The organism is Rhodopseudomonas telluris (genome assembly GCF_042432815.1).
Classification (GTDB): Bacteria; Pseudomonadota; Alphaproteobacteria; order Rhizobiales; family Xanthobacteraceae; genus Rhodopseudomonas; species Rhodopseudomonas telluris.
In genome coordinates this window covers 1338194-1363171 of sequence record NZ_JBHLWM010000001.1, presented here as the reverse complement: position 1 = coordinate 1363171, position 24978 = coordinate 1338194, and the positions used below count along the sequence as shown (strand labels likewise).

Genomic DNA, 24978 nt, shown 5'->3' with positions numbered 1-24978 from the left:
TATGAAGCGCGGGACCAATCACCGATTCATCCGGACCGTCAAAGGCACGGCGGCGGCGCTCTCCGCCGTCGTCGCGCTGACGCTGCTTCCGACCTGGTCGCCGGTTCACGCCGGCGACTATCGCGAAACCCCGGCGCAGATGGCCGGCGCCGGGCTGAACGCCCGCCCGCTCGCGCTCGGCATCGGCAAGTCGGTGGTCATCGACCTGCCGCGCGACATCAAGGACGTCCTCGTCGCCGATCCAAAGATCGCCAACGCCGTGGTGCGATCGGCGCAGCGCGCCTACATCATCGGCGCCGCGGTCGGCCAGACCAACATCGTGTTTTTCGACGCCAGCGGACAGCAGATCGGCGCCTACGACATCGCAGTGACGCGCGACCTCAACGGCATCCGGACCGCGTTGCGCCAGTCGATCCCCAATGCTGACATTCATGTCGAGGGCCTCGGCGACGGCGTCATGCTGCTGGGCTCCGCCGCGACCGCGATCGAGGCGCAGCAGGCGGCCGATCTCGCCGCCCGCCTGACCGGCGACGCCAGCAAGGTCGTGAACAACATCGCGATCCGCGGCCGCGACCAGGTCATGCTGAAGATCACCGTCGCCGAAGTGCAGCGAAACGTCATCAAGCAGCTCGGCGTCGACCTCACCGCCAACATGACCTACGGCACGTCGGTCGTGAAATTCACCAACTCCAACCCGTTCACGCAATCCGGCCAGCCGCTGGTCTCCGGCAACGCGCTCACCACGTCATTCGGCAATGGCCCGTCGGTGCAGGCGACCCTCAAGGCGATGGAGAGCGCCGGCGTGGTCCGCACCCTCGCCGAACCGAACCTGACGGCGATTTCCGGAGAACCGGCGAGCTTCCTGGCCGGCGGCGAATTTCCGGTGCCCAGCGGCGTGACCTGTACCAACAGCCTCTGCACGCCCTCGGTGGCGTTCAAGAAATTCGGCGTCCTGCTCAACTTCACGCCCGTGGTGCTGAGCGAGGGCAAGATCAGCCTCAAGGTTTCGACCGAGGTTTCGGAAGTGTCGAGCGACAACGCGATCACCATCAGCGGCCTGTCGGTGCCGTCGATCAAGACCCGCCGCGTCGACAGCACGGTCGAGATTCCGTCGGGCGGATCGCTGGCGATGGCCGGCCTGATCCAGGACCAGACCAAGCAGGCAATCAACGGCCTGCCCGGCATGACCCAGCTCCCGATCCTCGGCACGCTGTTCCGCAGCCGTGACTACATCAACCGCCAGACCGAACTGATGGTGCTGGTGACGCCCTACGTGGTGCGCGCCGTGGCGCAGAAGGATCTGTCGCGGCCCGACGACGGCTTCGCCGACGCTTCGGACCCGCAATCCGATCTGCTCGGCAATATCAACCGGATCTACGGCGCACCAGGCCGCACCGCGGCACAAGGCCAGAACTATCGGGGCCGCTTCGGCTTCATCACCGACTAAGCGGGGACGAGGACAGGACGATGATTTCCATGACACCCGCCCGTACACGCCGCGGCCTCGGTTTCGGGGCCGCTTTGATCGGTGTGTCGCTGTCGCTCGGGGCCTGCACCCACACCGGAAGCACCGAAGACGTCACGGCAAGCATTCCGCTCGACTATCGCCAGCGGCATCCGATCGCGATCCAGGAGGCCGACCGCAGCATCGTGCTGTTCGTCGGCAACGGCCGCGGTGGCCTGACTGCGCCACAGCGCAGCGACGTGATGGCCTTTGGACGCGACTGGCTGCGCGAGGGCACCGGCTCGATTATCGCCGAGGTGCCGTCCGGCACGCCGAACGCCCGCGCTGCGGGCGAGACGGTCCGTGAAATCCAGTCGGTGCTGACGGCAGGCGGCGTTCCGGCGCGCGGCGTCATCGTCAAGCCCTACCACCCGACTGATCCGCGCACCTTCGCGGCGATCCGTTTGCTCTATCCGAAGGTCTCGGCGGTGGCCGGTCCGTGCGGACTGTGGCCGGAGGACATCGGCCCGTCGATCAAGAACAAGGGCTATCTGGACAACCGCCAATACTGGAATTTCGGCTGCGCCAATCAGCGCAACCTGGCGGCGATGGTGGAGAATCCGTCGGATCTCGTGCAGCCGCGCGCCGAGACTCCGCCCTACACCGCGCGCCGCTCCACCACCTTCGAGACCTACCGCACCACCAAGCCGCAAGCGACCGACAAGGCACAACTGAGTAACGTCGGACCATGATCAGCTACGCACGCCAGAACCAGGACGAGACCGGCGCCGAGGCGCCTACGTCCACCGCAGCGTCGGACGAGCACATCGCGCCGGCCCCCCGCGTGTCGGTGCAGGCCTTCTGCGAGTCGGTCGAGACCGCCGCGGCGGTGCAGGCCGCCGGCGAAGACCGCCGGCTCACCAAAGCGCATCTGAAGATCCAGATGGGCGGGATGGCGGCGGCGATCGAAGCGTATCGCTCGGCGCCGACGCCGAACGTCATCATCCTGGAGACCGATCCGCGCAGCGACGTGCTCGCCGGCCTGGATCAGCTCGCCTCGGTCTGCGACCCGGGCACCCGCGTCATCGTCATCGGCAAGGTCAACGACGTCACGCTGTATCGCGAGCTGGTCCGCCGCGGCGTCAGCGACTACGCGATTGCGCCGGTGGCGCCGATCGACGTGGTGCGCTCGATCTGCAACCTGTTCTCCGCGCCCGAAGCCAAGGCCGTCGGCCGCATCATCGCCGTGGTCGGCGCCAAGGGCGGTGTCGGCGCGTCCACCATCGCGCACAACGTCGCCTGGGCGATCGCACGCGATCTGGCGCTCGATTCGGTCGTCGCCGATCTCGATCTCGCCTTCGGCACCGCGGGGCTGGACTACAATCAGGATCCGCCGCAAGGCATCGCCGAGGCCGTGTTCGCCCCCGACCGGGTCGACACCGCCTTCGTCGATCGCCTGCTCTCGAAATGCACCGATCATCTGAGCCTGCTGGCGGCGCCGGCGACCCTGGACCGGGTCTACGATTTCGGCACAGACGCCTTCGACTCGATCTTCGACACGCTGCGCGCGACGATGCCCTGCATCGTGCTCGACGTACCGCATCAATGGACGGGCTGGACCAAGCGCGCGCTGATCAACGCCGACGACATCCTGATCGTCGCGGCGCCCGACCTCGCCAATCTTCGCAACACCAAGAACCTGTACGATCTGCTGCGCGCCGCGCGCCCGAACGACCGGCCGCCGCTGTACTGCCTCAACCAGGTCGGCGTGCCGAAGCGGCCCGAAATCAACGCCGGCGAATTCGCCAAGGCGATCGAAAGCCAGCCGATCGTCACCATTCCGTTCGACCCGCAGATGTTCGGCGCGGCGGCGAATAACGGCCAGATGATCGCCGAGATCGCGGCGAGCCACAAGGTCACCGACATGTTCCTTCAGATCGCGCAGCGGCTGACGGGACGTGGCGAAGCCAAGAAACCGAAGGGCGGCTTCCTGTCGCCGATCCTGGAGAAGCTGCGGGCCAAGTAGCGGATTTGCGGCCCACTGGAGTGTCTCGTGTTTGGTAAGCGTAGCAGTGCAGATCAGGAGCTGCGGTCGAAGCCGGTGAGCCTGGCTCCGGAGCCGATCGCGCGCGCGGAAACGCCGGCCCCGGTCTCGTCGCCGCCGCTCGCTCCTTCGCGCAGCGCGCCCCCGGTCGAGACCCGGCGCTCCGACACCTATTACCAGGTCAAGGCGACGATTTTCGGCGCACTGATCGAGGCGATCGATCTGGCGCAGCTCGCCAAGCTCGACGGCGAGTCGGCCCGCGAAGAAATCCGCGACATCGTCAACGAGATCATCGCGATCAAGAACATCGTGATGTCGATCGCCGAGCAGGAGGAACTGCTCGACGACATCTGCAACGACGTGCTCGGCTACGGCCCGCTCGAACCGCTGCTGTCGCGCGACGACATCTCCGACATCATGGTGAACGGCGCCGGCACGGTGTTCATCGAAGTCGCCGGCCGCATCCAGCGCACCGGCATTCGATTTCGCGACAACCAGCAACTCCTCAACATCTGCCAGCGCATCGTCAGCCAGGTCGGCAGGCGGGTCGATGAATCCTCGCCGATCTGCGACGCCCGCCTTGCCGACGGCTCTCGCGTCAACGCCATCGTGCCGCCGCTGGCGATCGACGGCCCCGCGCTCACCATCCGCAAATTCAAGAAGGACAAGCTGACGCTCGATCAGCTGGTCAAATTCGGGGCGATCACGCCGGAAGGCGCCCAGATCCTGCAGATCATCGGCCGCTGCCGCGCCAATGTGCTGATCTCCGGCGGCACCGGCTCCGGCAAGACCACGCTGTTGAACTGTCTGACCAACTACATCGATGACGACGAGCGCATCATCACCTGCGAGGACGCAGCCGAACTGCAGCTGCAGCAGCCGCACGTGGTCCGCCTCGAAACCCGGCCGCCCAACATCGAAGGCGAAGGCCAGGTCACGATGCGCGAACTGGTCCGCAACTGTCTGCGTATGCGCCCCGAACGGATCATCGTCGGCGAAGTCCGCGGACCCGAGGCGTTCGACCTGCTGCAGGCGATGAACACCGGCCACGACGGCTCGATGGGCACGCTGCACGCCAACAATCCGCGCGAGGCGCTGTCGCGCTGCGAATCGATGATCACGATGGGCGGCTTCTCGCTGCCGTCGCGAACCATCCGCGAAATGATCTGCGCGTCGATCGACGTCATCATCCAGGCCGCGCGCCTGCGCGATGGCTCGCGCCGCATCACCCACATCACCGAGGTGATGGGAATGGAAGGCGACACGATCATCACTCAGGATCTGTTCGTCTACGATCTGCTCGGCGAGGACGCCAACGGCCACATCATCGGCCGCCATCGCTCCACCGGCATCGGACGGCCGAGATTCTGGGACCGCGCCCGTTATTACGGCGAGGAAAAGCGACTGGCCGCCGCGCTCGACGCCGCCGAAGTCGCCAGCAACGCCTGACAGGGAGCGGCTCGATGCAGATGCAACCGCTCGCTCTGGCCTTCTTCGCCGCGATCGCCGTGGGCGGGCTGGCGTGGGTGTTCGTCTATCCGTTGCTGTCCGGCGAGAAGCAGGCCGAACAGCGCCGGTCGTCGATCGCACGCCCGACCCCTGCGGTACGGCAGGTCGACAAAACGCAGCGATCACGCCGCGAGCAGATCGAGGGATCGCTGCGCGAGATCGAAGCGCGCAATCAAAAGCAGAAGAACGTGGCGCTGAGCACCCGGCTGACTCAGGCCGGTGTCGACTGGACGCCGAAGAAGTTCATCACGGTTTCGGTCTGCCTCGGCGCCACCATGTTTGCACTGGTGATGCTGTTCGACGGCGGCCTGCTCACCGCGGCCGCGCTCGCCTTCGCCAGCGGCTTCGGACTGCCGCGCTGGACGCTCAGCTTCCTCAAGAAGCGCCGGGAAAAGAAGTTTCTCAAAGCCCTCCCCGACGCGGTGGATGTGATCGTTCGCGGCATCAAGGCCGGCCTGCCGCTGTTCGAGTCCATCAAAGTGGTGGCGGCCGACTCCCCGGAGCCGCTCAGGACCGAATTCAACGCCATCATCGAAACCCAGGCGATCGGCATGCCGCTCGGCGACGCCTGCGCCCGCCTCTACGACCGCATGCCGCTGCCCGAGGCCAACTTCTTCGGCATCGTGATCTCGATCCAGCAGAAATCCGGCGGCAACCTGTCGGAAGCGCTGGGTAACCTGTCCAAAGTGCTGCGCGACCGCAAGCGCATGGGCGAAAAGATCCAGGCGATGTCGATGGAAGCGAAGGCTTCCGCGGCGATCATCGGTTCGCTGCCGCCAATCGTGATGTTCCTCGTCTACCTGTCGACGCCCGACTACATCTCGCTGCTGTGGACCCATCCGACAGGCCGTCTGATGCTGGCCGGCTGCGTGGTGTGGATGACCGCGGGCATCCTGGTGATGAAGAAGATGATCAATTTCGACTTCTGACGAGGTGCCCCATGATCGATCTTCTCGTTGAGAAGTTCCACGACCGTCATTTCATGACGATGGTGCTGGCCGCGATCGCCGCCAGTGCCACGGTCTACACGCTCGTGATGCCTTTGCTCGTCGGCGAGACGCTGAGCAAGCGGATGAAAGCGGTCGGCAGCGAGCGCGAACGAATCCGCCAGCGTGAGCGCGATCGTCTCGCCAAGGCGGAGCGGGTCTCGTTGCGCCAGGCGCCGAAGCAGTTCGTCGCCAAGATTGTCGAGGACCTCAACCTCGGCAAATGGGTCGCACAGGAAAGCGCGCGCGACAAGCTGGTGATGGCCGGCTATCGCGGTCAGGCGCCCTACGTCACGTTCTTGTTCTTCCGCATGGTGATGCCGATCGCCACCGGCGTCGCTGCGGCGATCTACATCTTCCTGCTGACCAATCTCGATCAGTCGACGCCGGTCAAACTCGGCATCTGCCTTGCCGCGGTGTTTCTCGGCATGCAGGCGCCGATGCTGTTCCTCAAGAATGCGATCTCGAAGCGGCAGCTCTCGATCCGGCGCGCGTTTCCCGACGCGCTCGACCTGCTCCTGATCTGCATCGAATCCGGCATGTCGATCGAAGCGGCATTCCGCAAGGTCTCGGTCGAGATCGGCACGCAGTCGGTGCCGCTCGCCGAAGAGCTGACGCTGACCACCGCCGAGTTGTCCTATCTGCCCGATCGCAAGCAGGCCTACGAAAACCTCGCCGCCCGCACAGGGCTCGAGGGCGTCAAGTCGGTCTGCCTGGCGCTGCAGCAGGCGGAACGCTACGGCACGCCGCTCAGCCAGAGCCTGCGGGTGATGGCGCAGGAAAACCGCGACATGCGCATGAACGAGGCGGAAAAGAAGGCCGCCGCGTTGCCGCCGAAACTGACCGTGCCGATGATCCTGTTCTTCCTGCCGGTGCTGTTCATCGTCATCCTCGGGCCGACCGGAATCAAAGTTGCCGCGATGCAGAACTGAGCGAGAGCGCGTCCAGCTCGACAAGGCGCGGCTGAACCAAGCGTTCGACGATCACTTCGTCCTGAGCAGCCTGTTGGCAGGCCGCCCCATTACTGGGCGTCGAGGCGCCCGCCATGAGGCGCTGCGCGGTGGGCCTTGACGGATACGCCGCAATTCATCGTTCGAGCCGCGCAATGCGCGCAGCTCAGGATGACGAGTGGCGGCACTTGGCAAGGCCGTCACGCTTCAATCAACGTGATGAAGCGTGCTCAGCAGAGGACATGAGTATCCCGGACGAGCCGGTCCATGAGGGAAGCAGCGCTGAAGTGCAGGTCCCGACGCCTGAAGCCTCGCCGCCGATCACTCGCCGGACGCGAGGACGCCGCCGCGACGCGCGTCGCCTTTGCCGTCAAGCATCTGCTTCAAATAGGCGACATTGGCGGCGGCCTCGTCGGCCGGCAGGTCCGCGCGCACGATACTCTCCGCTTCGGCGAAACGCCCCTGCAGGCCGATCACCAGCGCCAGATTCTGCCGCACCCGCGGATCGGCGCGGCCGCTGGCATAAGCCTGCCGCAGCGTGTCCTCGGCTTTCGGTAGGTCCTTGGTCAGCACGTAGGACATGCCAAGATTGGACAACACCGACGGCTCTCCGGGCGCGAGCCTCAGCGCGCTCGCGTAGTAGCGCCGCGCTTCCTCGTTGCGCCCCATCTGATCGAGCACGGTGCCCTGTACCGACAGGAGGCGCCAGTCCGGATTGTCCGGGCTGTGCGCGTTGGAGAGTGCGTCCAACGCCGCGCTGAAGTTGCCGTTGTCGGCGAGCGCACGACCATAGGCGGCGAGCACAGTCTTGTTGCCGGGATTGGCGAGCGTGGCGCGCTCGAGCATCGCCACCGCCTGCGCGCGCTGGCCGATTGCGCGCAGCGCCTGACCGTAGGCCAGCGCCGCGCCAGGGTCCTTCGGATTGGCGCGATAGCGTTCGCCGGCGATCTCCGCGGTGCGGCTCGGATCTGCCGGAGCTTCGGCGCGTGCATTGAGCGCGCCGGTAATGCCCGACATGCCGGCCGTCTGGCAGCCGGCCAGCGCCGTCGCGAGGACGGTGGTCAAGGCCGCGGACGCGAGAAACCGGGCAAGACAAGAGAGCTGACGCATGGCAACTTACTCACGACCGACCTGAATGATCGAACTCCAAGCCAGCAATAGACCGTTAACCCTAATGTCGGGTTAATCCCCACCTCCTGTTCTGCTTCACGAAAGACCGCGCATGTCCTCGCTGTTCGTCACTGCAACGGAACCCGCCGCGATTCCAATCTCGTTCGTCACCAAATCGGGCTGGGAGTCGCTGTGCGCGACGCTGCCGCCGGCGGCGCAGCGTTTTGCGCAGGCGCACGGCTACACGGGCAAGCCGGGGCAGTTTCTCGCACTGCCGACGCCGGAAGGAGACATCGGTCACGCGTTGTTCGGGCTCGACGAAGCGGATGCGCGCGCCCATGACCCATTCCGCGCCGGCCAGCTTGCTGCCCTGCTGCCGGCCGGCACCTACCGCTTCGCCAATGCGCCGCACGACACCCGGCTCGCAGCGCTCGCCTTCGCACTCGGCGCCTACAAGTTCAGCCGCTATCGCAAGGCGGAGCCTCCGGCCGTAAAGCTGGTGCCGCCGGACGGCGTCGACGTTGCAGCCATCGAACGGATCGTGATTGCTGCGACGCTGGCGCGAGACCTGATCAACACACCATCGAACGATATGGGCCCGGCCGAGCTCGCGGATGCCGCACAGGCGTTGGCACAGCGCTTCGGTGCGACCTTCACCTGCATCGTCGGCGAAGATCTGGTGACACAGAATTTTCCGCTGATCCATGCGGTCGGCATGGCGGCGACGCGCGCGCCGCGGCTGATCGACTTCACCTGGGGCGATCCGGCGCATCCGAAGGTCACGCTGGTCGGCAAGGGCGTTTGCTTCGACACCGGCGGTCTCGATCTGAAGCCGTCGAGCGCGATGCTGATCATGAAGAAGGACATGGGCGGCGCCGCAAACGTGCTGGCGCTGGCGTCGATGATCATGGACGCGAAGCTGAAGGTGCGGCTCCGCGTGCTGATCCCGGCGGTGGAGAACGCAGTCGCGGGCAATGCGATGCGCCCCCTCGACGTATTTCCGTCGCGCAAGGGGCCGACCGTCGAGATCGGCAACACCGACGCCGAGGGCCGCCTCGTGCTTGCCGATGCGCTGGCACTTGCCGACGAAGAATCGCCGGATCTGCTGATCGATCTCGGCACGCTGACCGGTGCTGCGCGCGTCGCGCTCGGTCCCGATCTGCCGCCCTACTACACCAATGACGAAGCGCTTGCGCAGGACGTCGCGCGATGCGCAAAAGTCGAGAACGATCCGCTGTGGCGGATGCCGCTGTGGCCGGCGTACGACTCGTGGCTCGACTCCAAATTGGCGAACATCAACAACGCGCCGTCGGGCGGCTTCGCCGGCTCGATCACCTGCGCACTGTTTCTGCAGCGCTTCGTCGAAAGCGCCAAGAGCTGGCTGCATGTCGACATCTATGGCTGGACGCCGAAGTCGAAGCCGGCGCGGCCCGAAGGCGGCGAATGCCAGGCCGCGCGCGCGATCTTCGCGCTGCTGAGCGAGCGCTATGGTTGATTTCAAGCATGATCCGCGACTGACGCCGGCGCGTCCGGACCTCGCGGCCAAATATCTCGAAGGACAGGTCGCCGCCACGCGGTTCGTCGAAGGCGAAGTGTTCGAAGTCAGCTACGGCGTCGCAGCGGTGCGACGCGAGCCGTTCTCCGGCGCGATGCAGGAGACCGAGGCGCTGAAGGGCGAACGCGTCACGATCTACGATCGCACTGACGAAGGTTGGGCCTGGGGGCAGCTCGCCGACGACGGCTACGTCGGCTGGCTACCCGACATTACCCTGTACAGGCCGACCGCGGAGCCCACGCACAAAGTGACAGCGCTCCGCACCTTCGCCTTCCCCGGCCCTTCGATCAAACTGCCGCCCGCCGAGACGCTGTCGCTGGGTGCGCGGCTCGCGATCGTGCGCGAGGACGACACCTTCGTGGTGACGCGGGAGGGCTGGCACGTGCCGCGCCGGCAGGTCGGCGCTCTCGATGTCATGGAGTCCGATTTCGTCGCGATCGCCGAACGCTTCGTCGGCACGCCCTATATGTGGGGCGGGCGCAGCAGTCTGGGCATTGACTGCTCCGGGCTGGTCCAGACCGCCCTCGCCGCCTGCGGTATCAAGGCGCCGCGCGACAGCGACATGCAGCAGGCGGCGCTGGGGCATTCCGTGCCGCTCACCGAGCAGACCCGTCTCCAGCGCGGCGACCTGTTGTTCTGGAGAGGCCACGTCGCGATCGCACGCGACGCAAACAGCATCGTGCACGCCAACGCGTATCACATGGCGACCGCGATCGAGCCGATGCAGGACGCGATCGCACGCATCGCGGCGAGCGGCAGCCCGCTGGCGACGATCAAACGGCTCGGTTGAACAGCTCCGGCAGGCGCGCGCGATTGAGCGCCAGCCATTGCAGGGCGCTGTAGAGCAGCGCATTGGCGATGCGGCCGTCGCCGAGCGCGGCCAGCGCCTCATCGATCGAGACGACGAACGGCTGCGTATCTTCATCCTCGTCGGCAACGCCGCCGCGTTCCGACACGGCGCTGGAATCAAGAAAGCCGGCGAAGAAGGTGATCTGCTCGTCGGTGAAGCCCGGCGTCGGCAGCACGCTGTAGAGCTCGATCAGCCGCTCCGGCGCGATACCGATTTCTTCGATGCATTCGCGCCGCGCCGCCACCGTGGCCGCCTCGCCATCCTCGACGCGGCCTGCCACGACTTCGACCATGTCACCACGCCCGGTCGCGAAATGCGCCGGCAGCCTGAACTGCCGGATCAGCACGACCGTATCGCGCGTCAGATCGATCGGCACGACGGCAGCGACACGGCCGGCGCGGACAACGTCGCGACGTTGCAGCAGTGGCGGTTCGCCGTCCCGCCGCAGCGAGACTTCGTAGCGCTCGTAGCTCATGAAGCCCCGGCCGAGAATTTCGGGCGCGGATACGGTGACATCTGCCGCGCGATCTGCGAGCTGATCAGCCTCGGTGGTTTCCGTCATCGAACACCTATTGCGCGGCAGCGCCACCCGGAGCGGTCTCGAGCCGGAACGCGGCGGCAAACAGCGCACGCGTATAGTCCGTCTTCGGCGACTTGAACAGCTCCGCCGCGGGGCCTTCTTCGACCACCTTGCCCTGCTTCATGACGATCAGATGACTGGCGAGCGACGCTACCACCCTCAAATCATGCGAAATGAACATGTAGGTGAGATCGCGCTTGCGCTGCAGCTCGCGCAAGAGGTCGACCATCTGCGCTTGAAACAGCATGTCGAGCGCGCTGGTCGGTTCGTCGAGCACGACGAAATTCGGCTCCAGCACCACCGCACGCGCGATACTGATACGCTGGCGCTGCCCGCCGGAGAATTCGTGCGGATAGCGGAAGCGCGTCGCCGGATCGAGGCCGACATCCTTCAGCGCCTTGATCACCCGCGCCTCGCGTTCGTCCTCGGACAGTTGCGGCTGGTGCACGCGCAGGCCCTCGGCGACGATGTCGCCGACCGACATGCGCGGACTGAGCGCGCCGAACGGATCCTGAAACACGATCTGCATGTCGCGCCGAAACGGCAGCATCTCCTTGAACTTCAGCCCCTGGATATTGCTGCTGAGAAACACGATCGGGCCTTCGGACGAAATCAGCCGCAACAGCGCCAAGCCGAGCGTGGTCTTGCCGGAGCCGGACTCGCCGACCACGCCAAGCGTCTCGCCCTTGCGGACCGCCAGCGTGACACCGTCGACCGCCTTGATGTGACCGACGGTCTTGCGCATCAGCCCGCGCTTGATCGGAAACCACACCTTCAGATCGTTGGTTGAAATCACCACCGGCTGCTCCGGCCGCGGCGGCGCCGGATCGGGTTTCGGCTCGGCGGCGAGCAGCGCCTGGGTGTAGGTATGCTGCGGGGCGGTGAACACCTGCTCCACCGGCCCCTGCTCGACGATCTTGCCGTTGTGCATCACGCAGACGACGTCGGCGATGCGACGGACGATGCCGAGATCATGGGTAATGAACAGCATGCTCATCCCGAGCCGCGCGCGGATATCGGCCAGCAGCGCCAGGATCTGCGCCTGCACGGTGACGTCGAGCGCGGTGGTCGGCTCGTCGGCGATCAAGAGGTCCGGCTCGTTGGCGAGCGCCATCGCGATCATCACGCGCTGACGCTGGCCGCCGGAAAGCTGATGCGGATAGCTGCCGAGCCGCGTCTCCGGCTCAGGAATGCCGACCTGCGTCAGCAGTTCGATGATCCGCGCCCGCCCCTTGGCGCCGCGCGGGCCGCCGTGCAACTGCAGGATCTCGCTGAGCTGCGCCTCGATGGTGTGCAGCGGATTCAGCGAGGTCATCGGCTCCTGGAAGATGATCGAGATCTCGTTGCCGCGCAGTTCGCGAATGTCGTTCTCCGACATGCCGAGCAGTTCGCGCCCCTTGAACCGGATTTTGCCGGTCGGATGCGACGCCGTCGGATATGGCAGCAGCTTCAGGATCGACAGCGCACTGACCGACTTGCCAGATCCGGACTCGCCGACCAGCGCGACGCACTCGCCGCGCTTGATCTGATACCAGATCCGATCGACCGCGGTGGTCATCCCGCTCGGCTGATGGAAGGCGACCGAGAGGTCGTCGACGGAGAGCAAGGGCTGATTGATGGCGTCCATCCTGCTCACCTGAACGTCTTGCGGGGATCGAAGGCGTCGCGGACGGCTTCGCCGATGAAGATCAAGAGCGACAGCATGATCGCGACGGCGAAGAATCCGGTGAAGCCGAGCCAAGGCGCCTGGACGTTGGCTTTGCCCTGCGCCAGCAGTTCGCCGAGCGACGGCGAGCCGGGTGGCAGGCCGAAGCCGAGGAAGTCCAGCGCCGTCAGCGTCATCACCGAGGAGGACACGATGAACGGCAGGAACGTCATGGTCGCCACCATGGCGTTCGGCAGCAGATGACGGACCATGATCTTGGCGTTGGAGACGCCGAGCGCGCGCGCCGCGGTGATGTATTCGAAATTGCGGCCGCGCAGGAATTCGGCGCGCACCAGCCCGACCAGCGAGACCCAACTGAACAGCAACAGGATGCCGAGCAGCACGAAGAAGCCAGGCACCAGCACCGAGGACAGGATCAGCAGCAGATACAGCGACGGGATCGCGGTCCAGACTTCGATGAAGCGCTGGAAGCCGAGATCGACCCAGCCGCCGAAATAGCCCTGTACGCCGCCGGCCGCGATGCCGATGATCGACGACACGATGGTGAGGCTGAGGCCGAACAGCACGGAGATGCGGAAGCCGTAGATCAGCCGCGCGACGACGTCGCGACCCTGATCGTCGGTGCCGAGCCAATTGTATTCAAGATCGCTGCAACCCTTCAGGCCCTTCTTCTCGACCACCGTCTTGCATTCGGCTTCGGTCAACAGCCAGGTCGGCTTCGACGGCGCCGGCGTCGGCAGGTCGAGATTGTGCGTGCCGTAGGAGTACCGGATCGGCGCCCAGATGATGGTGCCGCCCTTGTCGGCGATCAGCTTCTGCAGAAACGGATCGCGATAATCGGCTGCGGTTTCGAAGTCGCCGCCGAACGTCGTCTCCGAATAGGTCACCACTGCCGGGAAGTAGAAATGGCCATCGAACCGGATCAGCAGCGGCCGATCGTTGGCGATGAATTCGGCGAACAGCGAAACGCCGAACAGCACCAGGAAGATCCAGAACGACCAGTAGCCACGCCGGTTGGCCTTGAAGTTCTGCCAGCGGCGGCGGTTGAGCGGCGACATCGCCAGCCGGTGCCGCGTCGGCGGCACGGCTTCGCCGAGCGGCGCCTGGGTGGTGCTTTCGACCGGTTCGCGTGCGATCAGCGTCATCAGACTTCCCGCGCCTCGAAGTCGATCCGCGGATCGATCCACATATAAGTGAGATCGGACAGCAGGTTCACCACCAGACCGACCAGCGAGAAGATGAACAGCGTTCCGAACACCACGGGATAGTCACGATTGAGCACGCTTTCGAAGCCGAGCAAACCGAGGCCGTCGAGCGAGAAGATGGTCTCGATCAGCAGCGAGCCGGAGAAGAACGCGTGGATGAAGGCGCCGGGGAAGCCGGCGATCACGATCAGCATCGCGTTGCGGAAGATGTGGCCGTACAGCACCTGGGTTTCGCTGCAGCCCTTGGCGCGCGCCGTCATGACGTATTGCTTGCGGATCTCGTCGAGGAACGAGTTCTTGGTGAGCAGCGTCATGGTGGCGAAGGCGCCGAGCACCATCGAGATCAGCGGCAGCGCGAGGTGCCAGAAATAGTCGAGGATCTTCCAGTACCAGGGAAACTGGCTCCAGCCGTCCGAGGTCAACCCGCGCAGCGGGAACCACGAGAAGAAGGAGCCGCCGGCGAACAGGATGATCAGTAGAATCGCGAACAGGAAGCCCGGGATCGCGAAGCCGACGATGATCACCGCCGAGGTCCAGGTGTCGAATTTCGAGCCGTCCTTCACCGCCTTGCGGATGCCGAGCGGGATCGAGATCAGATAGGTCAGCAGCGTCATCCATATGCCGAGCGACATCGAGACCGGCAGCTTCTCCTTGATCAGCTGCAGCACGCTGACGTCACGGAAGTAGCTCTTGCCGAAGTCGAACCGTGCGAAATTCCACAGCATAATGGCGAAGCGCTCGGGCGCCGGCTTATCGAAGCCGAACTGCTTCTCCAGGCTCTTGACGAATTCCGGATCGAGCCCCTGCGCGCCGCGATATTTCGAGTTCACCGCATCCGCTGAGGCGCCGGCCTGCGGGCGACTGCCGAAGTCGCCGCCGGACGAGCCGGACACGCGCGACGCCGCGCCGGTGTCGGCGCCGGAGAGCTGCGCGATCACCCGCTCGACCGGACCGCCGGGTGCGAACTGCACCACCACGAAGGAGACGAACAGGATGCCGAGCAGCGTCGGGATCATCAGCAGGATGCGGCGGAGAATATAGGAAGACATCTACTTCGCCTCGCCCTTCGGGTCGCTGCGCTCGGCGGCAGGATTGCTCTTCGCCCACCACAGGTCCGGCGCGCTGACGCCGGCATATTTCGGCAGGTTCGCCGGATGGTCGAACACGTCCCAATAGGCCAACCGGTGCGTCGACGAGTACCATTGCGGCACCCAATAGCGGCCGACGCGGATCAGCCGGTCGAGCGCGCGCGCGGCGACCACCAGCTTGGCGCGGGTGTCGGCGGCGATCACCTGATCCACCATCGCGTCGATCGCCGGGTCGGCGATGCCGGCGAGATTGTTCGAGCCCTTGGTGGCGGCCGACGGCGAGGCAAAGAAGTTGCGCAGCGCGTCGCCCGGCACAGTCGAGAAGCTGAAACGTTCGATCGCCATGTCGAAATCGAAATCGTCTCGGCGCGCGCGGGCCTGCACCGGATCGACCAGCCGCACCGTGGCCTCGATCCCGAGCGTGCCGAGATTCTTCACGAACGGCATGTGGTGAGCCTGGAACGCCGGCTCATCGAGCAGAAACTCGATGTGGAACGGCTCCCCACTCGGCGTCAACCGGCGGCGATCCTTGATCACGAAACCGGCTTCGGTGAGAAGCTGACCGCCCCGACGCAGCAGCGCGCGGTCCTGCCCCGAGCCGTCGGAGGCCGGCGGCATGAACGGCGCGCCGAACACTTCGTCCGGCACCTTGCCGCGGAACGGCTCAAGCAAGGCCACTTCTTCCGGCGACGGCGGGCCGACCGCCATCATGTCGGAGTTCTGGAACGGCGACACCGTGCGCGCATAGGTGCCGTACATGATGGTCTTGTTGGTCCATTCGAAGTCGAACGCGCAGCCGATCGCCTCGCGCACCCGCGGGTCCTTGAACTTGTCGCGGCGCGTGTTGATGAACCAGCCCTGCGCGCCGGACGGCGTCTCGTCCGGGACCTGCTCGCGCTTGACGCGGCCGTCGCGGATCGCCGGAAAGTCGTAGCGCGTATTCCAGATCCGCGAGGTGAACTCCTCGCGATACAGATAGGAGCGGCCGGAGAAGCCTTCGAAGGCCACGTCGCGGTCGCGATAGAACTCGTACCGCACGGTGTCGAAATTGTTCGCGCCGATGCTGACCGGCAGCTTCGCCCCCCACCAGTCCTTGACGCGATCGAAACTGATGAAGCGTCCGGACTCGAGATGCCCGACCTTGTAGGGCCCGCTGCCGAGCGGAACGTCCATGGTTGATTCGTCGAACGGATGCTTGGCGTAGTACGCTTCCGAGAAGATCGGCAGGCCGGCCACGAACAGCGGCACGTCGCGGCCACGCTTCGGCTTGAACGTCACCACCAGCGTCGCATCGTCGGTCGCCTTGGCCTCGATGAAGTCGCGCAGTTGCTGGGTGATGATCGGGTGGCCCTTGGCCTTCAGGATGTTCAGCGAGAACGCCGCATCCTTGGCGGTCAGTTTGCTGCCGTCGTGAAACCGCGCCTCCGGCCGCATCGTGAAGCGATAGCTCAGGCCGTCGGCGGAGATCGCGACGGTCGAAGCCGCGAAACCGTACATCGCATCGGGTTCGTCGCCGGCCCGCGCCATCAGCGACGCGAAAGTCAGCCCCATTCCCTGCGCGCCGTCGCCCTTGAGGATGTAGGCGTTGAGCGAGTTGAAGGTCTGGAACGACTGGTTGAAGGCGCGCACCGACGGGATGGTCGAGAACACCCCGCCCTTCGGCGCCTGCGGATTGACGTAGTCGAAATGCTTGAAATCGGCCGGATACTTCAGATCACCGAAGGCCGACATGCCGTGGGCGACGACTTCGCCTTCGGCCGCGAAGGCGGGGGTGATGTGCGTCGCCGCCAGAGCGCCGACGCCGAGGACGAGAACTTCGCGGCGGTTGAGTTGCGCCATGCGCCGGCGGCTCCTCAAGAGCGCCGACCGATCTTGGCGGCCTTCTCGGCGTCGTACCACCACAACGCCGGCAGGCCGGAGCGCGCGTATTTCGGCAGATCGGCGTGGCTGAAGCGATCCCAGCGCGCGTAGCGCATGAAGCCGTAGGTGAACTGCGGCACGACGTAGAAATTCCACAGCAGCACGCGGTCCAGCGCACGCGTCGCAGCGACCAGTGTGGCGCGATCTTTGGCGAAGATCACCTTGTCGATCAGCGCGTCGACCGCCGGGTTCTTGATGCCGATGGTGTTACGCGAGCCGGGCTGATCGGCGGCCTGCGAACCCCAATAGTCGCGCTGCTCGTTGCCGGGGGACAGCGACTGGCCCCACAAATCGGTGATGATGTCGAAGTCGAAGGCGCGGATGCGGTTCTGGTACTGCGCATCGTCGACCACGCGGATCGAGACGGTGACGCCGAGCCGCTCCAGCGACGGCTTGTAGAACAGCGTGATGCGTTCCGACGACGGATCCTGCACCAGCATTTCGACCGTGACGGGCTTGCCGGATGGATCGACCAGCTTGCGATCCTTGATGTCGAAGCCGGCTTCCTTCACCAGCTTCATCGCCTCGCGCAGATTGCCGCGGACCGCTTCCGGATTGCCGCCGACCGGGTTGGTGTAGACTTGCGTGAACAATTCAGCCGGCACCTTGTCGCGCACGGTCTCGAGGATCGCCAGTTCGTCACCCTGCGGCAGACCGCTGGAGGCGAGTTCGGTGCCTTCGAAGTAGCTATTGATACGCTTGTACTGGCCGTAGAACAGCTGCTTGTTCATCTCCTCGAAATCGAACGCGTAGTTGAAGGCACGCCGGACCCGGGCATCCTTGAACATGTCGCGGCGCAGATTGAGCACGAAGCCCTGCATCCGGCCGGAATCGTTGATCGGGAATTCCTCCTTGACCACGCGCTTATCGGTGACCGCCGGGAAGTCGTAGGCGGTCGCCCATTGCTTGGCGGAGTTCTCGGCGATCCAGTCGGCCTGATCGGCCTTGAAGGCTTCCAGCGCGACGGTGTTGTCGCGGAAGAACTCGAAGCGCAGTTCGTCGAAATTGTATTGGCCGATCCGAACCGGCAGCTTCTCGCCCCAGTAGTCCTTGACCCGCTCCAACACGATCGAGCGGCCGGCGACGAACTCCTTGATCCGGTACGGGCCGGAGCCGAGCGGCTTCTCCAGCGTGGTGGCCGAGATGTCGCGCTTGCGGCCCTGGTCGTCGGTCCCTTCCCACCAATGCTTGGGCAGGATCATCAATTCGCCGACGATGGTGGGCAGTTCGCGGTTGCCCGGGCCGTCGAAGGTAAATCGGATGTCACGCTCGCCGACCTTCTCGGCTTTGGTGACGTGGCGGTAATAGGAGGCGTAGCGCGGGCTGAACTTTTTCAACGTGTCGAACGAATACACCACGTCGTCGGCTGTCACAGGTTTGCCATCATGCCAGCGGGCCTCGGCGCGCAGCCGATACACCACCCAGGAGAAGTCGTCCGGATGCGCGGCCGACTCCGCCAGCAGTCCATATTCGGTGCCGACCTCGTCCTGCGACTGGGTCATCAGCGTCTCGTAGAGATAGCCCACCGCCGGCGCGATGTTGCCCTTCACGCCCGCGACCGTGAGGTTGAAATTGTCGAAGGTGCCGAGCGAGATCTGCCGCGCCGCGCCACCCTTCGGCGCATCGGGATTGACGTAATCGAAGCGCTTGAAGTCGGCCGGATACTTGACCTCGCCGAACAGCGACAGCCCGTGCCGCCAGGTCAGCTTGTCCGCCGCCCCCTCGGCTGCAGCAGGCGCGCTCGTCAGCAGGCTGGAGCCGAAGCCAAGGACCGGGGTGGCGGCCGCCGCTGCGCCGGCCTGCAGAAGGTGTCGTCGGGTCAAAGTCACGGTCTGGAATTCCTGTTGGCGTCGGACTGCACGATGGAGCTGATTTCAGGCTGATCTCAGCACATGGTCTCAGGATTTGGTTCTTAAGATTTGGACATCAAGGATGACACTCAAGCCGCAATATGAGGCGAGGATTCGGCCGATTATGCCGGATTTCCCAAAGGATAGCACCCCGCGCCGCAAGGCGTTGCGGCGAAACGTCCCGATCAGGACAGCGTGATCGCGCGCACGAAAACGGCCGGGGAAACCCGGCCGCTCGAAGACATCAACTGATTTACAGGTTAGGCCCGAAGGGGCCGCTATTTTGCGGCGGTGGGGATCGCTTCGGGCTTATCCGAATTCTTGTTGAGATAGGCGATCAGGTCGGCCCGTTCCTTGTCGTTCGGAATGCCGGCGAAGCCCATCGCGGTGCCCGGGATATAGCCCTTCGGATTGGCGAGGAACTTGTTGAGCTCGTCGAAGGTCCACTCGCCTCCCTTGGCCTTCATGGCGGCGGAGAAGTTGAAGCCGCGGCCCTCGCCGCGCTTTTCGCCGACGATGCCGTAGAGATTCGGACCGACGCGGTTGGGACCGTCCTTCTCGAAGGTGTGGCAGGCGGCGCACTTCTTGGCTGCGCCCATGCCCTTTTCGATCGACGCCGTCTGCAGCAGCTTCTCGATCGGCTCGGCGGCAGCGGCCGGGGCAGCATCCTTGCCCGGCGCCGGCTCGGCTTCCTTCACGGCGATGGCGTAGCCCTGCTTCTCGACCTTGTCAGGAGTGAAGATGGCCTTGGCGGCGAAATTCGACAGCAGCAGCATCAGACAGGTTGCAAGAACGGCGCCGAGAATCTTATTGAGTTCGAAAGAATCCATGGTTCGCTCGCGCTCCCGTCAGACCGAGTCTGGATCGTTTTTCGTTGGCATTCGCAACTGTTCTTATCTGATGAGATATCGGTTTGCCCGTGCGCTGGCAACCCGTATAAGACCTGTCATCCGCGGCCTTCCACCAGCCTGATACCGTACCGGTAGCCGCATTGGCCGGCCGGTTTTGCCATGAGGCGGGACCTTAGCCCGCGCCCCTGATGACCTCTTCCCGTACTCTCGTTCTGATCCCTGCCCGCATGGCCGCGACCCGGCTGCCCGGCAAGCCGCTGCTCGATATCGCCGGGGCGCCCATGATCGTCCACGTGCTGCACCGCGCAACGGCGGCGGGCATTGGCCGCGTCGCGGTGGCGACCGATACGCCGGCGATCGCCGACGCCGTCCGGGCGCATGGCGGCGAGGTCGTGATGACCCGCGCCGATCACCCGTCCGGCTCGGATCGCATTCACGAGGCGCTGCAAAACCTCGACCCGGATCGCTCCATCGAGACCGTGATCAACCTGCAGGGCGACTTCCCGACCATCCGGCCGGAGCAGATCGGCGCTGTGCTGCCGCCGCTCGCCGACCCGGCGGTCGACATCGCCACGCTGGCTGCGGAGATCCATACCGACGAGGAAGCGACCAATCCCAACGTGGTGAAGGTGGTCGGCTCCCCGATCGGACCGAACCTGCTGCGCGCGCTGTATTTCACCCGCGCCACCGCGCCCTACGGGGACGGCCCGCGCTATCACCACATCGGTCTTTACGCCTATCGCCGCGCCGCGCTGGAGCGTTTCGTGGCGCTGCCGCCCTCCCCGCTCGAACAGCGCGAGAAGCTCGAGCAGCTGCGGGCGCTCGAAGCCGGGATGCGGATCGATGTCGGTATCGTGGATAGCGTGCCGCGCGGCGTCGACACCCCCGCGGACCTCGAAACCGCGCGGCGCGTGCTGGGCGGCTGAGGCGCCGCGCGCTGCAGCCGCCGCGATCGCCTCTGGCGAAAAATGCTGCGGCTGCTAGAACGCCGGCCAGAAGCTAGGACCGCCATGACAAAGACCTTGAAAATCGCCTTCCAGGGCGAACCCGGCGCAAACTCGCACATCGCGATCAGCGACGCCTATCCGACCGCCGAGGCGATGCCCTGCGCGACCTTCGAGGACGCGCTGTCGGCAATCTCCTCGGGCGAAGCCGATCTCGGCATGATCCCGATCGAGAACTCGGTCGCCGGCCGTGTCGCCGACATCCATCACCTGCTGCCGCAGTCCGGCCTGTTTATCGTCGGCGAGTGGTTTCTGCCGATCCGGCATCAGCTGGTCGCGGTGCCGGGCGCCAAGCTCGAAGACATCAAGACGGTCGAAAGCCACGTCCATGCGCTCGGCCAGTGCCGCCGGATCATCCGCAAGTTCGGACTGAAGCCGATCGTGGCCGGCGACACTGCGGGCTCGGCGCGGATCATCGCCGAGCGTGGCGACAAGAGCTGCGCGGCGATTTCGTCGCGGCTGGCGGCGCAGATCTACGGCCTCGATATTCTCGCCGAGGACATCGAGGACGAGGCTCACAACACCACGCGCTTCGTCGTGTTGGCGCGCGAGCCGCGCTGGGCGGCGCAGGGCTCGGGGCCGCTGGTGACGACGTTCGTGTTTCGGGTGCGCAACCTGCCGGCCGCTCTGTACAAGGCGATGGGCGGCTTCGCCACCAACGGCGTCAACATGACCAAGCTGGAAAGCTACATGGTCGACGGCAATTTCTTCGCGACGCAGTTCTACGCCGACGTCGACGGCCATCCCGAAGACCGCAACCTCGCCTTCGCGCTCGACGAGCTGAAATTCTTCTCGCGCGAATTCAGGATCGTCGGCGTGTATCCGGGCCACCCGTTCCGGGCGACGTTTACGGAGCGGTGACGCAGCGCCTCGTCATTTTTTAGCAAAGTCATCGACCGATCACAGGGCGATGATCTTCATCCGATCCAGATAGCCGGACATCGCCGCGGTGACGCGCGCTTCAAGGTCGCGGGCATCGGTCTCGCCTCGCTCGCCGGCGGCATCGATCATGCCTCTGGCGATCGCGAACAGGTCGCGGCTCGCCGTGCGCGCGGCTGCGCCTCGGCCGGCACCGTGCCGCGCCAGTAGCCGCGCAAGCGCCTTCGCGCCAACGTCTCCGAGGGCGCCGACTTCAGCCTGCAGCGGCAGCCGCGCCTCCTCGAAGTCCAGCAACCGGGCCAGGACCGGCCGTCGCAACTGATGCGCCACCGCCGCCTGGACGAAACGCTGCAGCCCTTCGGCCAGTGACGGCGCGTCGCCGGCCTGCTCAAGCGCCGCACTGAGCGGCTCGGTCTCGCGGCGAAGCAGCGCCTTGGTAATCGCGTCCTTGTTCGGGAAGTACTGATACAGCGACCCGATGCTCACGCCGGCGCGCGCCGCGACATCGTTGGTGTTGTAACCGCGAAATCCCTTGTCCTCCAAAATGCGAGCAGCGGCTTCGACGATCGCCGCCACGGTTTCGGCGGACCGCGCTTGAGCCGGCTGTTTGCGCGGCTCCATGTATTTCTTCGAGCTTTTCCTGGCCATGGCGCAATGCGAGTAGCGTTTGTGAGTTTTAGCTCATATTTTTGCATGCGTAAGCTAAACGCAACTGAATTGTTTGCCATCGACCGCGCCGCGCCGCCGACCGTTTCGGCCAGCGCCGCTGCGAGCCGATGTGCTGCACCGGAACAACCACATGACTACCAACCCCCCGACGACACCTCCCGATCCACGCGCCGTCCGCCGCAAGCGGTTGGCGTGGCTCGGCCTCCTGCTCGCCTCGACCGCCGTCTCGGCGGGCGCCTGGGCCTACTTCTCCGATCCCGCACTCCGCCGCACCGACGACGCTTATGTCGGCGGCCAATCTGTGCAGATCACATCCGAAATGTCCGGCACGGTGACGCGCATCGTCGCCGACAACACCGATTGGGTCTCGGCCGGCGACGTCCTGGTCGAACTGGATTCGACCGATCCACAGATCGAGCTCGCCAGCGCCAAGGCGCAGCTCGCGCAGGCGGTCCGCAACGTCCGCGGCCTGTTCGCCAGCGACGCTCGCTCCGACGCGGACGTCCATCTGCGCCTCGCCGAATTCAACAAGGCGCATGGCGACCTCAACGTCAAACAGACGCTGGTCAGTAGCGGCGCGGTCTCACGCGAGAGTCTTCGCCACGCCAATGACGCGCTCAGCGCCGCACAGGCGGCGCTTGCCTCGGCGCAGCAGGCGCGCGCTCAGGCGCTGGCGCTCGTCAACAACTCGACGCTGGCGTCGAACCCGCCAGTGCAGGTCGCGGCCGAGCGCGTCCGCGCGGCGACGCTGGCGATCGAACGGACGCGGATCACTGCGCCGGTGTCCGGCATGATCGCGCAGCGCTCGATCCAGCTCGGCCGGCGCGTCGGCCCCGGTGAAAAGATGATGACGGTGGTTCCGCTCGACCGGCTGTGGGTCGACGCCAACTTCAAGGAGGTTCAGCTTCACGGCGTCTGCGTCGGACAACCCGCCAAGGTGACCGCCGACATCTATGGCCGGTCGGTGACGTATCACGGCACGGTCCGCGGCATCGAGGCCGGCACCGGTGCCGCCTTCGCTCTGCTGCCGGCGCAGAACGCCACCGGCAACTGGATCAAAGTGGTGCAGCGGGCGCCGGTGAGGATCAGCCTCGATCGCTCCGAACTGATCCAGCATCCGCTGAGGATCGGCCTATCGGCCGAGGTGGAGGTCGATACCAAGACCTGCGAGTCCAGCGCGGCGCTGGCGAAGCAGGATGAGCGGTCCACGATCCACGATGCTCGTTCGGCAGCCGCCGATGCCGTAGTCCGGCAGGTCATTGCCGACAACATCGGAGCGGACCGATGACAGCCGCTCCGACCAAACAGCCGATCACGCCGCTGCAAGGTGCCCCCCGCGCGTTGGCGGCGGTGACGTTCGGCCTCGCGTCCTTCATGGCCGTGGTCGATATCACCGTCGCCAATGTGTCGGTGCCGACGATCTCCGGCAATCTCGGCGTCAGCTCCGAGGAAGGCGAATGGACGATCACGTTCTTCGCCATCTCCAACGCGATTTGCATTCCGTTGACCGGCTGGCTCGGCCGGCGGTTCGGGCAGGCCCGGCTGTTCGCAGGCTCGGTCGCCGCCTTCACGCTCGCCTCGATCCTGTGCGGGCTGGCGCCGACGTTCGAAACGCTGCTGATCGCCCGCATCCTGCAGGGCGCGGTCGCCGGTCCGATCGTGCCACTCAGCCAGGCCCTGCTGGTCGCGGTGTTTCCACCCGAGAAGCGCACCTTCGCGGTGGCGATGTGGGCGATGACCAACATGGCGGGGCCGGTCGCCGGCCCGATGCTGGGCGGCTGGATCACCGATCAATTCTCCTGGCCGTGGATCTTCCTGATCAACGCCCCGGTCGGTGTCTTCGTGGTGATCTCGGCCGGCGTGTTGCTCCGTGGCCGGGATACGCCGACGGTCCGACTGCCCGTTGATGTCGTCGGCCTCGCCCTGCTGGCGATCGCGGTGGGCTGCCTGCAGGTCACGTTCGATCGCGGCCGCACCCTTGACTGGTTTGCGTCGCCGCTGATCTGCGCCACCGCGACGATCTCGGTGATCGGGTTCGTGCTCTTGGTGATCTGGGAACTCGGCGAAGCGCACCCGATCGTGGATCTGCGGCTGTTCGAATTTCGCAACTTCGCAATCGGCACGCTGAGCGTCGCGGTCGGCTTCGGTTTGTACTTCGCGGCGCTGGTTCTGGTGCCGCTGTGGTTGCAGACGGATCTCGGCTACAGCTCCACCTGGGCCGGCGTCGCCACAGCTCCGATGGGCGTGTTCGGAATCGTGCTGGCGCCGTTTCTCGGCCGCTGGGTCGCGACGCACGGGCCGCGCGTCTATGCCAGCATCGCCTTTGCCGCCTGGGCGCTGGTGGCGCTGTGGCGTTCGACGATGACCACCGGCGTGACCGTCGCGGACGTTGCGCTGATCCAGCTCGCGCAAGGCATCGGCATCGCGTTTTTCCTGACGCCGGTGGTCAGCCTCTCGCTGGCCGGACTGCCGCCCGACAAGCTCGCGTCCGCCTCCGGTCTGCAGACCGCGATCCGCATGATGGCCGGCAGCCTGTGCGCATCGATCGCCCAGACGTTCTGGGACGAACGTGCACGCTTCCATCGCAATCATCTCGTCGATGCCGTCACCGAACTCAGCGATCGGGCGATGGCGGCGATCAAGACGCTGCGCAGCGCGGGCCTCACCGAACAGCAGTCCTGGGCGGTGATCAATCAGCAGATCGATGTTCAAGCACGCATGCTGTCGCTGAACGACTTCTTCTACTTCTCCACCTTCGCCTTCATGACCGCGCTCGGCATCATCTGGCTGGCGCGCGGACCGAAACAACCAAGCTGAT

Annotated in this window: 21 protein-coding genes; 12 read left to right on the top strand and 9 right to left on the bottom strand. The window is 65.5% G+C overall.

Annotated elements, in window-relative coordinates; all coding sequences use genetic code 11:
- The first annotated feature begins 1 nt into the window (after position 1).
- The 6 genes from ACFFJ6_RS06125 to ACFFJ6_RS06100 are packed head-to-tail and all read left to right on the top strand — an operon-like array spanning position 2 to position 6915.
- Positions 2-1447, top strand: coding sequence for a type II and III secretion system protein family protein (locus tag ACFFJ6_RS06125; RefSeq protein WP_378385405.1), 1446 nt, complete (start codon positions 2-4; stop codon positions 1445-1447).
- Positions 1448-1467: 20 nt separating this feature from the next.
- Complete coding sequence (locus ACFFJ6_RS06120; RefSeq protein WP_378385403.1) at positions 1468-2196, top strand: CpaD family pilus assembly protein; 729 nt, start codon at positions 1468-1470, stop codon at positions 2194-2196.
- Positions 2193-3470: a CpaE/TadZ family protein gene (locus ACFFJ6_RS06115; protein ID WP_378385401.1), complete on the top strand. Its 1278-nt coding sequence runs from the start codon at positions 2193-2195 to the stop codon at positions 3468-3470. The genes ACFFJ6_RS06120 and ACFFJ6_RS06115 overlap by 4 nt, the downstream gene beginning before the upstream one ends.
- A 27-nt stretch (positions 3471-3497) precedes the next feature.
- Positions 3498-4937 carry a TadA family conjugal transfer-associated ATPase gene (locus tag ACFFJ6_RS06110; RefSeq protein ID WP_378385399.1) on the top strand — a complete coding sequence of 480 codons (1440 nt, stop codon included), beginning with the start codon at positions 3498-3500 and terminating at the stop codon, positions 4935-4937.
- Positions 4938-4951: 14 nt separating this feature from the next.
- A complete protein-coding gene (locus tag ACFFJ6_RS06105) occupies positions 4952-5926 on the top strand; it encodes a type II secretion system F family protein (protein WP_378385397.1) in 975 nt (324 codons plus the stop codon).
- Between the two features lie 11 nt (positions 5927-5937).
- Positions 5938-6915, top strand: a complete 978-nt coding sequence (locus ACFFJ6_RS06100) for a type II secretion system F family protein (protein ID WP_378385395.1) — start codon at positions 5938-5940, stop codon at positions 6913-6915.
- Between the two features lie 339 nt (positions 6916-7254).
- Here ACFFJ6_RS06100 and ACFFJ6_RS06095 read toward each other — a convergent pair whose 3' ends face one another.
- The gene (locus tag ACFFJ6_RS06095) at positions 7255-8043 is read right to left on the bottom strand and encodes a tetratricopeptide repeat protein (RefSeq protein ID WP_378385392.1); all 789 of its coding nucleotides are present in this window, start codon (positions 8041-8043) and stop codon (positions 7255-7257) included.
- Between the two features lie 112 nt (positions 8044-8155).
- On the opposite strand from ACFFJ6_RS06095, the gene ACFFJ6_RS06090 reads away from it, so the two are divergent.
- Entirely contained in the window at positions 8156-9538 is a 1383-nt protein-coding gene (locus ACFFJ6_RS06090; protein ID WP_378385390.1) for a leucyl aminopeptidase family protein, read from the top strand.
- A complete protein-coding gene (locus ACFFJ6_RS06085; protein WP_378385388.1) occupies positions 9531-10388 on the top strand; it encodes a C40 family peptidase in 858 nt (285 codons plus the stop codon). The genes ACFFJ6_RS06090 and ACFFJ6_RS06085 overlap by 8 nt, the downstream gene beginning before the upstream one ends.
- Here the strand turns inward: ACFFJ6_RS06085 and ACFFJ6_RS06080 are convergent.
- From ACFFJ6_RS06080 to ACFFJ6_RS06050, 7 genes are all read right to left on the bottom strand, one after another.
- Positions 10372-11010 (bottom strand): NUDIX domain-containing protein, encoded by a 639-nt coding sequence (locus ACFFJ6_RS06080; RefSeq protein WP_378385386.1) that lies wholly within the window; start codon positions 11008-11010, stop codon positions 10372-10374. The genes ACFFJ6_RS06085 and ACFFJ6_RS06080 overlap by 17 nt on opposite strands.
- A gap of 7 nt (positions 11011-11017) precedes the next feature.
- Positions 11018-12655: an ABC transporter ATP-binding protein gene (locus ACFFJ6_RS06075; RefSeq protein WP_378385384.1), complete on the bottom strand. Its 1638-nt coding sequence runs from the start codon at positions 12653-12655 to the stop codon at positions 11018-11020.
- Positions 12656-12660: 5 nt separating this feature from the next.
- Positions 12661-13839 carry an ABC transporter permease gene (locus tag ACFFJ6_RS06070; protein ID WP_378385382.1) on the bottom strand — a complete coding sequence of 393 codons (1179 nt, stop codon included), beginning with the start codon at positions 13837-13839 and terminating at the stop codon, positions 12661-12663.
- Positions 13839-14948, bottom strand: a complete 1110-nt coding sequence (locus ACFFJ6_RS06065; RefSeq protein ID WP_378385380.1) for a microcin C ABC transporter permease YejB — start codon at positions 14946-14948, stop codon at positions 13839-13841. Before ACFFJ6_RS06065 ends, ACFFJ6_RS06070 begins: the two co-directional genes overlap by 1 nt.
- On the bottom strand, positions 14949-16826 hold the full coding sequence (locus tag ACFFJ6_RS06060; protein ID WP_378385378.1) for an extracellular solute-binding protein: 1878 nt from the start codon (positions 16824-16826) through the stop codon (positions 14949-14951). It abuts the gene before it with no gap.
- 14 nt (positions 16827-16840) lie between these two features.
- On the bottom strand, positions 16841-18736 hold the full coding sequence (locus ACFFJ6_RS06055; RefSeq protein WP_378385376.1) for an extracellular solute-binding protein: 1896 nt from the start codon (positions 18734-18736) through the stop codon (positions 16841-16843).
- Positions 18737-19035: 299 nt separating this feature from the next.
- On the bottom strand, positions 19036-19587 hold the full coding sequence (locus ACFFJ6_RS06050) for a c-type cytochrome (protein ID WP_378385374.1): 552 nt from the start codon (positions 19585-19587) through the stop codon (positions 19036-19038).
- 209 nt (positions 19588-19796) lie between these two features.
- On the opposite strand from ACFFJ6_RS06050, the gene ACFFJ6_RS06045 reads away from it, so the two are divergent.
- Together ACFFJ6_RS06045 and ACFFJ6_RS06040 are read left to right on the top strand one after the other, a co-directional pair.
- A complete protein-coding gene (locus ACFFJ6_RS06045) occupies positions 19797-20534 on the top strand; it encodes a 3-deoxy-manno-octulosonate cytidylyltransferase (RefSeq protein ID WP_378385372.1) in 738 nt (245 codons plus the stop codon).
- A gap of 84 nt (positions 20535-20618) precedes the next feature.
- Entirely contained in the window at positions 20619-21473 is an 855-nt protein-coding gene (locus ACFFJ6_RS06040) for a prephenate dehydratase (RefSeq protein ID WP_378385370.1), read from the top strand.
- Between the two features lie 39 nt (positions 21474-21512).
- Here ACFFJ6_RS06040 and ACFFJ6_RS06035 read toward each other — a convergent pair whose 3' ends face one another.
- Entirely contained in the window at positions 21513-22112 is a 600-nt protein-coding gene (locus tag ACFFJ6_RS06035; RefSeq protein ID WP_378385368.1) for a TetR/AcrR family transcriptional regulator, read from the bottom strand.
- A gap of 178 nt (positions 22113-22290) precedes the next feature.
- Between ACFFJ6_RS06035 and ACFFJ6_RS06030 the strand changes: the two genes are divergently transcribed.
- Together ACFFJ6_RS06030 and ACFFJ6_RS06025 are read left to right on the top strand one after the other, a co-directional pair.
- A complete protein-coding gene (locus ACFFJ6_RS06030) occupies positions 22291-23448 on the top strand; it encodes an HlyD family secretion protein (RefSeq protein ID WP_378385366.1) in 1158 nt (385 codons plus the stop codon).
- On the top strand, positions 23445-24977 hold the full coding sequence (locus ACFFJ6_RS06025; protein WP_378385364.1) for a DHA2 family efflux MFS transporter permease subunit: 1533 nt from the start codon (positions 23445-23447) through the stop codon (positions 24975-24977). Before ACFFJ6_RS06030 ends, ACFFJ6_RS06025 begins: the two co-directional genes overlap by 4 nt.
- Position 24978: the final 1 nt, after the last annotated feature.